Origin of the sequence: Paraburkholderia sp. J8-2 (assembly GCF_905220195.1) — a bacterium.
Lineage (GTDB): Bacteria > Pseudomonadota > Gammaproteobacteria > Burkholderiales > Burkholderiaceae > Paraburkholderia.
The window spans coordinates 79,678-93,611 of sequence record NZ_CAJMZA010000021.1 but is presented as its reverse complement, the minus strand read 5'-3'; the positions used below and the strand labels follow the sequence as shown (position 1 = coordinate 93,611).

The window sequence follows — 13,934 nt, the reverse complement described above, 5'->3', positions numbered from 1 at the left end:
ACCGTAGCAATTGCGTAGTCAACATCCGTTTTGCCACAGCCGTTAAACCGGTACATTCATTGACTGCGCCGGCGGTTTCGTCGTGCGCCCGTTCATCATGAGCGACTCCAGACGGTCGAGGCCAAACGCGCAGTCCGACGTGCACGCGTCGGCGCCAGACACTGGCGCGGATGCGCGGCTCGACGCCGACGACGCCCGCCATCTTCTCGTACGTACGGGCTTCGCGCCGCGCGAGAGCGAAGTGGCGCCTTATGTGGGGCTCACGCGAGAGCAGGCTGTCGCGCGACTCGTCGGCAGCGCGCGCAGCGAGGCGCTCACGCCGCTTCCCGCATGGACCGCCGAAGTGCCGCCGAGCCGGGCGCAGCGCAATGCACGGACCCCAGAAGAGCGTCAGGAAGCGCAGCGCCAGCGCGGCGCGCGCTACGACGAATTGCGCGCTTGGTGGCTGCGCGAGATGCTCGTCACGTCGTCGCCGTTGACCGAGCGCATGACACTTTTCTGGCACAACCACTTCACCTCGGGCCAGGACAAGGTTGGTGAGCCGCAGTTGATGGCCGCGCAAAACGCGCTTTTGCGGCGCGACGCGCTGGGTAGTTTCGCGAACCTGCTGCATGCCGTCGCGAAGGATCCCGCGATGCTGCTTTACCTCGATGGCGCGAGCAATCGCAAGGGCAGGCCCAACGAGAATTTCGCACGTGAAGTGATGGAGTTGTTCACGCTGGGCGAAGGCCAGTACTCGCAGCGCGACGTTGCCGAAGCGGCGCGCGCGTATACGGGTTGGAGTCTCGATCCCGACACTCAGGCGTTCGTCTGGCGCGTCGACCTGCACGACGGTGGTGAGAAGACCGTGCTTGGCCGCAGCGGGGCGTTCGACGGCGATCAGGTGCTCGACATCCTGCTCGCGCAGCCGCAAACTGCCCGATATGTATCGGGCAAGCTGTGGCGCGAGTTCATCTCCTCGACGCCTGACGAGGCGCAGCTTACAAACGTCGCCGATCGTTTTCGCGCGAGCGGCTATGAGGTCGGCGATGCGCTTCGCGCGCTACTCGTGACGCCAGCGTTCTGGGATGAGCGCAACCGTGGCGTGCTCGTGAGTTCGCCGGTGGAGTTCATCGTCGGCACGGTGCGCCGGTTCGACGTGGTGTACGGCGACACGTTGCCATTTGCGCGCCGCTCGGCGGCGTTGGGCGAGAATCTGTTTTACCCGCCAAACGTGAAGGGGTGGCCAGGCGGGGCGTCGTGGATCAACAGCGCGACGCTGCTCGCACGCAAGCAGTTCGTCGAGCAGTTGTTTCGTGCGACGGAAGCGGGGCGGCCGCCTGTGTCGGGCGCACCCGCCAAGGTCGCGGCAAGCACGCCGCAAAGCATGCAAAACGTGGCGAACGCAATGCGCCGCGATGTGTTGCAAGGCGGTATGCGCTTCGATCTGGATGGCTGGCTTTCGCGTTACGGTCTCACTGCCGATGCCACGCCCGGTCTTTCAGCGCAGTTGCAAATGCAGCACGCGATCTTGCCGCTCGCGCCTGTCGATGCGATCGCGGTTGGCAGCAGTGCGGGTTCCTGTCTCCAGGCACTGCTGATGGATCCGGTGTATCAATTGAAGTGACGCATGGGCATGAACGGCCGAATCCCTGGCGGCAGCGTATGCCGCTGCACTGACAAGCGAGGCAAGCCATGAAGCGACGCGACTTTCTTGCAGCCGGTGCGACGGCCGCCGCCGCGATGGCGGGCTCTGCGCTATGGCTGCCTGGCGCCGCGCGCGCACAAGGGGCAACGCCCGGGCCCCCGGGCCTTGCTAGCGGCTACGAGAACCTGCTGATTCTCGTCGAGCTCAAGGGCGGCAACGACGGCCTCAACACGGTCGTGCCTTTTGCCGATCCGCTTTATTACCGCTACCGGCAAGCCATTGGCGTGCCACGCGCGCAGGCGATACAACTGGACGAGCGCACGGCGCTGCATCCGGCGCTCGCGCCGCTCATGCCGATGTGGCGGGCGCACGAGCTTGCGATCGTGCAGGGCGTGAGCTACGCGCAACCGAATCTGTCGCACTTTCGTTCGATCGAGATCTGGGACACGGCTTCGCGCTCCAATGAGTATCTGCGCGAAGGCTGGCTCACGCGCGCGTTCGCACGCGAGCCGGTGCCGCCAGGATTTGCCGCCGATGCGCTCGTGCTCGGCAGCGCCGAGATGGGTCCGCTCTCGAACGGCGCGCGCGCCATCGCGCTCGTGAATCCGGCGCAGTTCGCGCGCGCGTCGCGCCTCGTCACGCCGGTCACGCTCAAGGAGCGCAACCCGGCGCTCGCGCATATCCTCGATGTCGAGAACGACATCGTGCATGCCGCCGATGCCCTGCGGCCACGCCCGGGCAACTACGCGCTGAAGACGGCGTTTCCTTCGGGTGCATTCGGCGCCTCGATCAAGACGGCCATGCAGGCGCTCGCATCGAGCGACACCGCGCAAGGCGCGCCGGTGGCGGGGCGCGGCGTCGCGGTGATTCGTCTGACGCTGAACGGCTTCGACACGCACCAGAACCAGCCGCAGCGTCATGCCGATTTGCTGCGCCAGTTCGCCTCGGGCATGGAGGCGATGCGCTCGGCGCTCGTGGAACTCGGGCGTTGGGATCGCACACTGATCGTGACGTATGCGGAATTCGGGCGGCGCGTGCGCGAGAACCAAAGTCGCGGCACCGATCACGGAACGGCTTCGGCGCACTTCGTCGCAGGCGGGCGGGTAGCGGGCGGGCTCTATGGGCAGGCGCCGCAACTCGCGCAGCTCGATGGCAATGGCAATTTGCCCGTAAGCGTCGACTTCAGGCAGATCTACGCGACCGTGCTAGGCCCGTGGTGGGGGCTCGACGCACAGGCCGTCCTGCAGCAGCGCTTCGAGCCGCTGCCGTTGCTGCGCGCATAACGTAAGCGCGAGCCTCAGCTTCGGCGCGCGGCGCGCCAGGCGATCCACAGTTTGCGCACGGGCGTGAGCACGATCTGCTGATGCAGCACCTGGTAGCCTTCGCGCTCGACTTCGTCGAGCAGCGCGAGTTCGAGCGCGGCGAGCGCACGCAAGGTGCGCTGGTCGCGGCGCGCCGAGGCGGGAATCCCGTCGAGCGCGGCGTGCACCGCTTCGCGCGCACGCGAGGTCTGGAACTGCATGAGTTCAGTGAACTCCGCGCTGTAGCGCCGGTTGATGAGATCGGCGGCGGTGACGTTATAGCGCTGCAATTCGTCGATAGGCACGTAGATGCGGCCATGGCGCGCGTCGTTGCCGATCTCCGGCACGAACTGGGCGAGCATGAGCGCGTTGCCAAGCGGCGCGGCCCAGCGCGCGGCGTCCTGGCGGTCCTCTTGCGTGCGCGCGCTGAGTTGCGCCACGAGCGAGGCGAACGTGCCGCCCACGCCGTCCATATAGCGGCGCAGATTCGGCAGATCGAGATAGCGCGCCTGCTCGAAATCCATCTCGAAGCCAGCGAGCAGCGCCTGCAAGCCAGGATAGACGGCCTTCGAATCGCCGAGATGCGTGGCGAGCGCCTGCGTGACCGGATGCGCGGGATTGCCCGCGGCGAGCGCGGCCAGTTCCTTTTGCCACCAGGCGAGCTTCGTGCGGCCGACGGTGGGGTCGCTCGTTTCTTTCGCGGTTTCCTCGAGTTCGCGACGCAGCGCGAAGAGTGCGGTCAAGAGCGGCTGGCGTGCGGCGCGGGCCTGACGCAGCGCGTAGTAAGTGCTCGAACCAGGGGGAGCCGCCTTTTGCAGGCAGTATTCGTCGAAGTTCACGGCGTTTGGAGATGTGGGGCAAAGCGGCTCGCGCGGCGACCAGAGCGCGGCGCGACGGTAGAGCCGCGATTCTAGCATCGGCGCGGCTTCGGCCAGGCCGGGCTGGGCTCGCCTGCGCCCTCGACGATGCGCCTGCCATGACCCCTCGCGCACTGTTTTCAGGATGCAGACAAGCGCCAGGCAATCGGTTAGAATCTCGCGCTTGCGCTTTCTGACGCTTAGCTGGAAGCACGCGGCCGGCACATAATGAAGCATCGCCGCCGGCAGGCGTAGTCAGAAAGCAGGCTGGATTGCGGGCGAGGTGGACAACATCGCCCGGCGTCTCACGAGGACTCGATCAGTCGGCATGTCGCACAGGGTTGTATCGCGCGCGTTTTCTGGAGTGAAGCGCAGCGGTCCTGCCGGGCGCAAGAACAGAAGCGCAAAGAATTCGCGTGAGTGGCGAAATTGGTAGACGCACCAGGTTTAGGTCCTGACGCCCGCAAGGGTGTGCCGGTTCGAGTCCGGCCTCACGCACCAAAGTAAAAAGGCCATGTACCGTCAGGTACATGGCCTTTTTGTTTGTGTGACGTTTGCGCGATGCACTCGCGATGGCGGCCTGGATGTTGCCCGATCCTGCCCGCCATCTGTTTAGCTTATTGCCTCTGCTCGCGCGGACCGCCTTACAGTTCGGTCTGCATGGCTTCGATCACCTTGTCGAGCGCACGCGCGAGTGCGTCGCGCTCCTTGTCGTCGAGGCTCGCGAAGAGGTCGACATTCCACTTGCGCGCGATGGGCATGACCTTGCGATACAGCGCGCGTCCATCGGTTGTGAGCGAAACGAGCACGAGGCGTCCGTCTTCCTCGCTCGTGTCGCGCTGCATGAGGCCGCGGCGCATCAGCGCCTCGGCTGCACGGCTTGCCTGGCTCTTGTCGAGATTCGCGTGACGCGCAAGCTCCATCACGGAAAACGGGCCGAACGCCCCCACAGCTGCAATGAGCCGAGCCTCCGGAAGTGTGATGCCGAGCTTCGCCTGGTAGCGTTCGCTGGCGCCCCGTTCGGAGAGTTTGTTCAGGACATGCAGCCGATAGGTGAGGAATTGTTCGAGTCCGGCTTTGCTTGCCTTCATGGGAGTCCTGGTCTGGTCGCTTGGGAAGGGCGCGATCGTGTCGCGATTCCATGATTGTTGCCCCATCTTGCGCGCGGGTCAACGCATCCGAACCCTTGTGCGGCTCGTTCGGTTCGGTGCACGAATCTATTAATCGCTTACTGCGGAATGTGTGGCCCGCGTATTCAACAGATCGGACTGCGAAATCCCGGGGGCATCGCCAAAGCCGGGGCGGCGTGCCCCGGCGAATTTGCCTAGTTGGATGTACGCGCAGCGTATTTGAGGCGGGCGAGCTGCTCCGCTTCGTTGGCGAGCAGGCGTGCGGCGTCGCGAATCGCGGTTTCGAGCGTGATGGGGCCCGGCGCAGGCGAGAAGCAGCCGCTGAAATGCTCCGCGAGACGCGGCAGGGCGGCTGCGTCCACGGCGCCCGAGAGCAGCGTGGCGGGCACGCCCACGGCTGCGGCGTGGCGGCAGGCGATGAACGGCGCCTTGCCGTGCAGTGTCTGCACGTCCGAGCGGCCTTCGCCGGTGATGAGCCAGTCGGCGCGATCGAGTGCTTCGTCCAGACCGATGGTGCGCGCAACGACTTCGGCGCCGGGCTCGAAGCTCGCGCCGAGCATGCGTAGCGCGAAACCGAGGCCGCCGGCCGCACCGGAGCCGGCTTCGTCGCGCACGCGGCGACCCAGCGCCGCTTCGAGCAGGTCAGCGAAACGGCCGAGCGCCGCGTCGATCGGCGCGACCTGCTCCGGCGTCACGCCTTTTTGCGGACCGAACACGGCAGTCGCGCCGTGCTCGCCCGTGAGCGGATTGTCCACGTCCGACATGCCGACGAACGACGCCTCGCGAAGTCGCGCGTCTAGCCCGGAAACGTCCACCCGTGCGACTTGCGCGAGAGCTTGCGGCGTGGGCGCCAGCGGCTTGCCAGCGGCGTCGAAGAGTTGCAGGCCGAGGCCCGCGAGCAAACCGGCGCCTGCGTCGTTGGTGCTGCTGCCGCCGAGCGCCACGTAAAAGCGCCGCACGCCTTCGTCGAGCAGCGCGCGGATCGCTTCGCCCATGCCGCGCGTGCTGCGCGCCTCCACCGGCACGCCCATGCCGACCGGGTCCGTGATGCCGACGATCTCGGCGGTTTCGACGATCGCGCTGCCGTCGCTCAGCAGCCCGACCGCGGCGTCGCGCTTCGGGCCCGCTGCGCCTTCCACGGTCATGACCCGGCGCTCGCCGCCGATCGACAGCATCGCGTCGAGCGTGCCTTCGCCGCCATCGGCCATGGGACGGATACGGATGTCGGCGTCGGCGCGCACGCGGCGGATGCCCTCGGCGATCGCGGCGGCGACCCCGTCCGCGCTGAGCGAGCCTTTAAAAGAGTCTGGAGCAATGACGATAACGGGAGCGTCAGTCGACGAATTCGGCATGGTGTCTCTGCTGGAAGAATTGTGTTGGGAGCGGCTGCGGCCGGCGGGGCGTCCGGCGCGAGCGTAAGCTTAACAGCCTCGTCGCGTGGGCTGGATAACGGCGTTGCGATAGCGCGCATCGGAGCGCGCTTCAGGCGCGTAGCGGTTCAAAAGCAGGCCGAAATCAGGTCAAAAACAGGCACATAACACACGCAAACGGCAATTCCACTGGTACCGGGAAATAGTTTGCTAAAATACTTGGCTCTTTTGACGGAACCGCACCGCAAGCCGCCCGTTTCGGCGCTGTTGAGCGGCGCACGAGGCGCCTGCGTTCAGCTCCAAAGCGGGTTGCTGGACCCCGGTTGACCCCGGCGGGCCCCCAGCGGACTGCGGCACGCAAAGACCACAGATTACTGATTCGCTCGAACAATTTTAGGACGATTGAAGCCATGGCTAACGTTGTTGAAAACCTCGGCAAGCTCGAACGCCGCGTGACGATTTCCCTGCCGAAGGACGCCGTGCAGAAAGAAATCGATTCGCGCATCCGTAAACTCGCAAAGAACGTGCGCATGCCGGGCTTCCGCCCGGGCAAGGTGCCGCTCAAGATGGTCACGCAGCAGTATTCGGGCCAGGTCGAAGCCGAAGTCCTGAGCGACAAGGTCGGCAAGGAATTCTTCGACATCAGCCGCGCCGAGAATCTGCGCGTTGCCGGCCAGCCGAGCTTCGCACCGAAGTCGGAAGCCGCTGAAGGCGACTACGCATTCGACGCGACCTTCGAGGTCTACCCGGAAGTGAAACTCGGCGACGTCGCAACGGCCGAAATCGAGCGCACGACCACGAGCATCACCGAAGCCGAAATCGACCGCACGCTCGACATCCTGCGCAAGCAGCGCGTGCACTTCCACGCTCGCGGCGAAGCCGGCGAGCACGGTGACGGCGGCGCCGACACCGCAGCGAAGGAAGGCGACCGCGTGACGGTCGACTTCGTCGGCAAGATCGACGACGTCGCGTTCCCGGGCGGCACCGCCGAAGGCTTCGCCTTCGTGCTGGGCGAAGGCCGCATGCTGCCGGAATTCGAAAAGGCCGCGATCGGCCTGAAGAAGGGCGAGTCGCGCGAATTCGACCTCGCGTTCCCCGAGGACTATCACGGCAAGGACGTCGCCGGCAAGACGGCGAAGTTCACGATCACGATGCAGCAGATCGAGTGGCCGCACCTGCCGGAAATCGACGGCGAATTCGCCAAGTCGCTCGGCATCGCCGACGGCGACCTCGTGAAGATGCGCGCTGAAATCAAGGACAACCTCGAGCGCGAAGCGAAGCGCCGCACGCAATCCATCGTCAAGAACCAGGTGATGGACGCGCTGCTGAAGATCGCTGAGCTCGACGTGCCGAACGCACTCGTCGAGCAGGATCAGGAACGCCTCGTCGAAATGGCGCGCGCCGACCTCGCGCAGCGTGGTGTGCCGAACGCCAAGGACGCGCCGATCCCGGCCGAAATGTTCAAGGAACAAGCCGAGCGCCGCGTGAAGCTCGGTCTCGTGCTCGCCGAACTCGTGAAGGCCAACAGCCTCGAGGCGAAGCCGGAGCAAATCCGTGCTGAAGTCGACGAATTCGCGAAAAGCTATGAGGACCCGAAGGAGGTCGTGCGCTGGTATTATTCCAACCAGCAGCGTCTGGCCGAAATGGAAGCCTACGTCGTCGAATCGAACGTCGTGGACTTCGTGCTCGGCAAGGCCAAGGTGACGGACAAGCAAGTTAGCTTCGAAGAACTGGCAAGCGCGACGGCGCAGGCTTAAATCTGCCCGCTACGGCGTGCCGGCTGTCGGAGCGACCGACGGCCAGCACGCCGTTTTTGTATCCGCAGGTTTTAGCCATGCTGCCCGTGTGGTTGATTTAACCAGGGTCCGTCGCCATACCGGTATATCAGAAGAACTTTTCCAGACAAGGATGCACCGCATGACCATTCGCGCTCAATCGCTGGATACGTTGACCTCCCACTCGTCGCGAGACTTCGACCCGCAGGCGCTCGGCCTCGTGCCGATCGTCGTCGAAACGAGCGGTCGCGGCGAACGTTCCTACGACATCTACTCGCGCCTGCTCAAGGAGCGCGTGGTGTTCCTGGTCGGCGAAGTGAACGACCAGACGGCGAACCTCGTGGTCGCCCAGCTGTTGTTCCTCGAAAGCGAAAACCCGGACAAGGACATCAGCCTGTACATCAACAGCCCGGGCGGCTCGGTCTCGGCCGGCATGGCGATTTACGACACGATGCAGTTCATCAAGCCGGACGTTTCGACCCTTTGCATGGGCCTCGCGGCCAGCATGGGCGCGTTCCTGCTGGCGTCGGGCGCCAAGGGCAAGCGTTTCGCGCTGCCGAATTCGCGCGTGATGATTCACCAGCCGCTCGGCGGCGCGCGCGGCCAGGCTTCGGACATCGAAATCCAGGCTCGCGAAATCCTGTACCTGAAAGAGCGCCTGAACCAGTTGCTCGCGCACCATACGGGTCAGCCGGTCGAGCGCATTGCGCGCGACACGGATCGCGACAATTTCATGTCGGGTGACGACGCTCAGGCATACGGTCTCGTCGACCAGGTTCTGCACAAGCGTCCTTAAGCTGCGCGAGCGGTTTTGCGCGTCCGACCCTGCGAAGGGCGGCGCGCAGGCGCAGTCCTGAAGGATCCGCTCGGCCCCCGTACAAAAGGGGATAGCCGACGCCGCGCAGACCTTGTGGAATAATCGGCAAACGCGCTTCGCGGCCTGCGGCCCCCAACGCCGTCACAGCAAGCGGTTCACGCACCCTCCGGCCTCGCCGGGGGAAACGGCGTATCATGTAACAGAGTGTCCGGAGGCTCATTTATCCATGGCGGACAAGAAAGGTTCTAACAGCGAGAAGCTGTTGTATTGCTCGTTTTGCGGCAAGAGCCAGCATGAGGTGAAAAAGCTCATCGCTGGTCCGTCGGTCTTCATCTGCGATGAATGTATCGACCTGTGCAACGAGATCATTCGCGACGAAGCCGCCGGTGCGGGCGTCGACGCGGCGCTGTCGCGCTCGGACCTGCCGAGCCCGCAGGAGATCCGCGACATCCTCGACCAGTACGTGATCGGGCAGGAACGCGCGAAGAAGATCCTCGCAGTGGCGGTGTACAACCACTACAAGCGTCTGAAGCACCTCGACAAGAAGGACGACGTCGAACTCTCGAAGAGCAACATCCTCTTGATCGGGCCCACGGGCTCGGGCAAGACGCTGCTCGCGCAGACGCTCGCGCGCCTTCTGAACGTGCCGTTCGTGATCGCGGACGCCACCACGCTGACCGAAGCCGGTTACGTGGGCGAAGACGTCGAGAACATCATTCAGAAGCTGCTGCAGAACTGCAATTACGAGGTCGACAAGGCCCAGCGCGGCATCGTCTATATCGACGAAATCGACAAGATCAGCCGCAAGTCGGACAACCCGTCGATCACGCGCGACGTGTCGGGCGAAGGCGTGCAGCAGGCGCTGCTCAAGCTCGTCGAAGGCACGATGGCTTCGGTGCCGCCGCAGGGCGGCCGCAAGCATCCGAACCAGGATTTCATCCAGGTCGACACGACCAATATCCTGTTCATTTGCGGCGGCGCGTTCGACGGTCTGGAAAAGGTCATCACCGACCGCACGGAAAAGACCGGCATTGGTTTTGGCGCGAGCGTGAAGAGCAAGCAGGAGCGCGACACGGGCGAAGTGCTGCGCGAAACGGAGCCGGAAGACCTGATCAAGTTCGGCCTGATTCCCGAACTGATCGGCCGTCTGCCGGTGGTGGCGACGCTCGGCAAGCTCGACGAAGCCGCGCTCATGAAGATTCTGGTCGAGCCGAAGAATGCGCTCGTCAAGCAGTATCACAAGCTCTTCAACATGGAGCGCGTGGAGCTGGAAATTCGTCCGGCCGCACTGCAGGCTGTCGCCCGCAAGGCGATCCGCCGCAAGACCGGTGCGCGTGGCCTGCGCTCGATCCTGGAACAGGCATTGCTCGACGTGATGTACGAGCTGCCGGCCATGAAGGGCGTGAGCAAGGTCATCATCGACGACAACGTGATCGACGGCGACGGCAAACCGCTCTTGATCTACGAAGACGCTCCGAAGGTCGCAGGGTCGAACTGATGGTGGTGATCGGCTAAAGAGTTCCGGAAAAAGGCCGTTCATACAATGGGATGAACGGCTTTTTCGTTTATCTTGTGGTCGATGGCGCACTATTTTGGAGTCACTGAACTTTTCCCACACGCGCGAGGCTTGCAATCGGTATCTCAGGCCTCAATTACCGAACAATTGATTCCACTCATGGGGAAATGAAATGTCAGGAACCCAACTCCTCCCGCCGGAACGCACCACGCTCCCGCTGCTGCCGCTGCGAGACGTCGTAGTTTTCCCGCATATGGTGATTCCCCTTTTCGTGGGCCGACCGAAATCGATCAAGGCCCTCGAAGCGGCAATGGAAGGCGGCAAGCACATCATGCTCGTCGCCCAGAAGACTGCCGCGAAGGATGAGCCGACCGAAAAAGACATGTATGAAGTAGGGTGTGTCGCCAACATCCTGCAAATGCTCAAGCTGCCCGACGGCACCGTGAAGGTGCTCGTGGAAGGCCTGCAGCGCGCGAAGACGCTTTCCATCGAAGAGCAGGAAACGCAGTTCTCGTGCGAAGTGATGCCGCTCGAGCCGGACCACGCCGACAGCGCAGAAACCGAAGCGCTGCGCCGCGCGATCGTCTCGCAGTTCGACCAGTACGTGAAGCTCAACAAGAAGATCCCGCCGGAGATCCTGACCTCGCTGTCGGGCATCGACGAAGCCGGTCGTCTTGCTGACACCATTGCCGCGCACCTGCCGCTCAAGCTCGACCAGAAGCAGCACATCCTCGAGATGTTCCCGGTCGTGGAGCGTCTGGAGCATCTGCTCGCGCAACTCGAAGCCGAAATCGACATTCTCCAGGTGGAGAAGCGTATTCGCGGCCGCGTGAAGCGCCAGATGGAAAAGAGCCAGCGCGAGTACTACCTGAACGAGCAGGTCAAGGCGATCCAGAAGGAACTGGGCGAAGGCGAAGAGGGTGCGGATCTCGAAGAACTCGAGAAGCGCATCACGGCCGCGCGCATGCCGAAGGAAGCCAAGAAGAAGGCCGACGCCGAGCTCAAGAAGCTCAAGCTGATGTCGCCGATGTCGGCGGAAGCCACCGTCGTGCGCAACTACATCGACACGCTGATCGGCCTGCCGTGGCGCAAGAAGAGCAAGGTCAACAACGACCTCTCGAACGCCGAAGCCGTGCTCGATGAAGACCACTTCGGTCTCGAGAAAGTAAAGGAACGCATTCTCGAGTATCTCGCGGTGCAACAGCGCGTGGACAAGGTCAAGGCGCCGATCCTGTGCCTCGTCGGCCCTCCGGGCGTCGGCAAGACGTCGCTCGGCCAGTCGATTGCGCGCGCAACGAATCGCAAGTTCGTGCGCATGGCGCTGGGCGGCGTGCGTGACGAAGCCGAGATCCGCGGCCACCGTCGTACGTACATCGGTTCGATGCCGGGCAAGATCCTGCAGAGCCTGACCAAGGTCGGCGTGCGCAATCCGCTCTTCCTGCTCGACGAAGTCGACAAGATGGGCATGGATTTCCGCGGCGATCCGTCGTCGGCGCTGCTCGAAGTGCTCGATCCGGAACAGAACCACACGTTCGCCGACCACTACATCGAAGTCGATTTCGATCTCTCCGATGTGATGTTCGTCGCCACGTCGAACTCGCTGAACATCCCGCCGCCGCTGCTCGACCGGATGGAAGTCATCCGCCTCTCGGGTTACACGGAAGACGAGAAGGTCAGCATCGCCCAGCGTTATCTCCTGCCCAAGCAGAAGAAGAACAACGGGCTGAAGCCGGGCGAAATCGAAGTGACCGAAGACGCGATCCGCGACATCATTCGTTACTACACGCGTGAAGCGGGCGTGCGTTCGCTCGAGCGCGAAGTGTCGAAGATCTGCCGCAAGGTCGTGAAGATGCTGCTGCTGAAGAAGGCCGACAAGGCTGTCACGGTGGACAGCGCGAACCTCGACACTTTCCTCGGCGTGCGCAAGTACGACTTCGGTCTGGCCGCGAAGGAAAACCAGATCGGTCAGGTCACGGGCCTCGCGTGGACGGAAGTTGGCGGCGATCTGCTGACGATCGAAGCGGCGGTCATGCCCGGCAAGGGCAATGTGATCCGCACGGGTTCGCTCGGCGACGTCATGAAGGAATCGGTCGAAGCGGCACGCTCGGTGGTGCGTTCGCGTTCGCGTCGCCTTGGCATCAAGGACGAGGCGTTCGAGAAGCAGGACATCCACATCCACGTGCCGGAGGGTGCGACGCCGAAGGACGGTCCGTCCGCAGGCGGAGCGATGACGACGGCGCTGGTGTCCGTGCTCACGGGCATTCCGGTGCGCGCCGATGTCGCGATGACGGGTGAAATCACGCTGCGCGGCGAAGTGCTGCCGATCGGCGGGCTGAAGGAAAAGCTGCTTGCAGCGCATCGCGGCGGCATCAAGCTCGTGCTGATTCCGGAAGAGAACGTCAAGGATCTCACCGAGATTCCGGACAACGTGAAGAACTCGATCGAGATCGTGCCGGTTCGCTGGATCGACAAGGTGCTCGAACTCGCACTCGAACGCGTGCCGCAGCCGCTGCCGGAAGAAGAAGTGAAGGCCGAGGACGCCAAGGCGCCCGTGGCCGAATCGAAGGACGCCGGCACGACGGAAGTCGTCAAGCACTAAGCCTTCTGTAAGCGCTCAAGCGCAGCGCACTCCACCCCGAAAAGCCCGCGGCATGGTCCGCGGGCTTTTTTTGCGCGTCACAATCCATGACGTTGCGGTGACAACCAGCGGTCTTTTCCGCGATTTCCCACTTGTTCGAATGATCCCTCGAATATTCCCTCGAATCGCCCGCCAAATCAGGCTGAACCCCGCTTGACACGGCCCTTTCGGCCCCGTTAAATGAGCGGTCCCCGCGCTACGCCGGGGACGTCTATCCAATAAGTTGACCTTCTTTCTTACGATTGCCCAAACACATTCTCGGGGGCTGGAATGAATAAAACGGAACTGATCGACCATATCGCGCAACAAGCCGACATTTCGAAAGCGGCTGCGGGACGCGCACTCGACGCCGTGATCGGCGGCGTCAAAGGCACGCTCAAGAAGGGCGGCTCGGTCACGCTCGTCGGCTTCGGCACGTTTGCCGTCGGCAAACGCACGGCGCGCACGGGCCGCAATCCGCGCACTGGCGACGCGATCAAGATCAAGGCGGCGAAGGTGCCCAAATTTAGGCCTGGCAAAGCGCTGAAGGATGCGCTAAACTAGCGGGCTCGCTACCTGATAAGGGTGGCGCAGCAGAAGTCGCAGTGCCGGAAGCAGCGCAGGAAAGCATGAAGCTGGGTGCTTAGCTCAGTTGGTAGAGCGGCGCCCTTACAAGGCGTAGGTCGGGAGTTCGAGCCTCTCAGCACCCACCACAGCTTCAGTTCCGGTACCTTGCGCCGCGAGTGGAAACACAAAAGCGCGCAAACCGCATGGAGCGGTAGTTCAGTTGGTTAGAATACCGGCCTGTCACGCCGGGGGTCGCGGGTTCGAGTCCCGTCCGCTCCGCCAAGGATATCTCGACAAGAAGGCGAACTCCGGTTCGCCTTTTTTGTTGGCCGCTGTTGTAATATCGGGCGTTCCATT

General features: G+C 63.6%; 10 protein-coding genes and 3 tRNA genes. 10 read left to right on the top strand and 3 right to left on the bottom strand.

The genetic code is table 11. The features are described from left to right. Nucleotides 1-97: 97 nt before the first annotated feature. Together U5A52_RS31175 and U5A52_RS31170 are read left to right on the top strand one after the other, a co-directional pair. The gene (locus U5A52_RS31175) at nt 98-1,606 is read left to right on the top strand and encodes a DUF1800 domain-containing protein (RefSeq protein WP_321937620.1); all 1,509 of its coding nucleotides are present in this window, start codon (nt 98-100) and stop codon (nt 1,604-1,606) included. A 68-nt stretch (nt 1,607-1,674) separates the two neighbouring features. Then, entirely contained in the window at nt 1,675-2,910 is a 1,236-nt protein-coding gene (locus tag U5A52_RS31170; protein WP_321937619.1) for a DUF1501 domain-containing protein, read from the top strand. Between the two features lie 14 nt (nt 2,911-2,924). Here the strand turns inward: U5A52_RS31170 and U5A52_RS31165 are convergent, their stop codons facing one another. Then, the gene (locus U5A52_RS31165) at nt 2,925-3,767 is read right to left on the bottom strand and encodes a squalene/phytoene synthase family protein (RefSeq protein WP_321937646.1); all 843 of its coding nucleotides are present in this window, start codon (nt 3,765-3,767) and stop codon (nt 2,925-2,927) included. A 432-nt stretch (nt 3,768-4,199) separates the two neighbouring features. Between U5A52_RS31165 and U5A52_RS31160 the strand changes: the two genes are divergently transcribed. Next, a tRNA-Leu gene (locus U5A52_RS31160) sits at nt 4,200-4,286 on the top strand. Between the two features lie 143 nt (nt 4,287-4,429). On the opposite strand, the gene U5A52_RS31155 is transcribed toward U5A52_RS31160, so the two are convergent. Both U5A52_RS31155 and U5A52_RS31150 read right to left on the bottom strand, forming a co-directional pair. After that, the gene (locus U5A52_RS31155; protein ID WP_028206975.1) at nt 4,430-4,876 is read right to left on the bottom strand and encodes a MarR family winged helix-turn-helix transcriptional regulator; all 447 of its coding nucleotides are present in this window, start codon (nt 4,874-4,876) and stop codon (nt 4,430-4,432) included. A 233-nt stretch (nt 4,877-5,109) separates the two neighbouring features. Next, entirely contained in the window at nt 5,110-6,267 is a 1,158-nt protein-coding gene (locus U5A52_RS31150; protein ID WP_321914860.1) for a glycerate kinase, read from the bottom strand. A 428-nt stretch (nt 6,268-6,695) separates the two neighbouring features. On the opposite strand from U5A52_RS31150, the gene tig reads away from it, so the two are divergent. From tig to U5A52_RS31115, 7 genes are all read left to right on the top strand, one after another. After that, nucleotides 6,696-8,042 carry a trigger factor gene (tig, locus tag U5A52_RS31145; RefSeq protein WP_321914861.1) on the top strand — a complete coding sequence of 449 codons (1,347 nt, stop codon included), beginning with the start codon at nt 6,696-6,698 and terminating at the stop codon, nt 8,040-8,042. Between the two features lie 160 nt (nt 8,043-8,202). Beyond that, on the top strand, nt 8,203-8,856 hold the full coding sequence (gene clpP / locus U5A52_RS31140) for an ATP-dependent Clp endopeptidase proteolytic subunit ClpP (protein WP_028206978.1): 654 nt from the start codon (nt 8,203-8,205) through the stop codon (nt 8,854-8,856). Nucleotides 8,857-9,103: 247 nt separating this feature from the next. Continuing rightward, on the top strand, nt 9,104-10,375 hold the full coding sequence (gene clpX / locus U5A52_RS31135) for an ATP-dependent Clp protease ATP-binding subunit ClpX (protein ID WP_028216418.1): 1,272 nt from the start codon (nt 9,104-9,106) through the stop codon (nt 10,373-10,375). 190 nt (nt 10,376-10,565) lie between these two features. Continuing rightward, the gene (gene lon, locus U5A52_RS31130; RefSeq protein WP_321914862.1) at nt 10,566-12,992 is read left to right on the top strand and encodes an endopeptidase La; all 2,427 of its coding nucleotides are present in this window, start codon (nt 10,566-10,568) and stop codon (nt 12,990-12,992) included. 309 nt (nt 12,993-13,301) lie between these two features. After that, complete coding sequence (locus U5A52_RS31125; RefSeq protein WP_027796408.1) at nt 13,302-13,574, top strand: HU family DNA-binding protein; 273 nt, start codon at nt 13,302-13,304, stop codon at nt 13,572-13,574. A gap of 73 nt (nt 13,575-13,647) precedes the next feature. Beyond that, a tRNA-Val gene (locus tag U5A52_RS31120) sits at nt 13,648-13,723 on the top strand. Between the two features lie 59 nt (nt 13,724-13,782). After that, nucleotides 13,783-13,859 (top strand) — tRNA-Asp (locus U5A52_RS31115). Nucleotides 13,860-13,934: the final 75 nt, after the last annotated feature.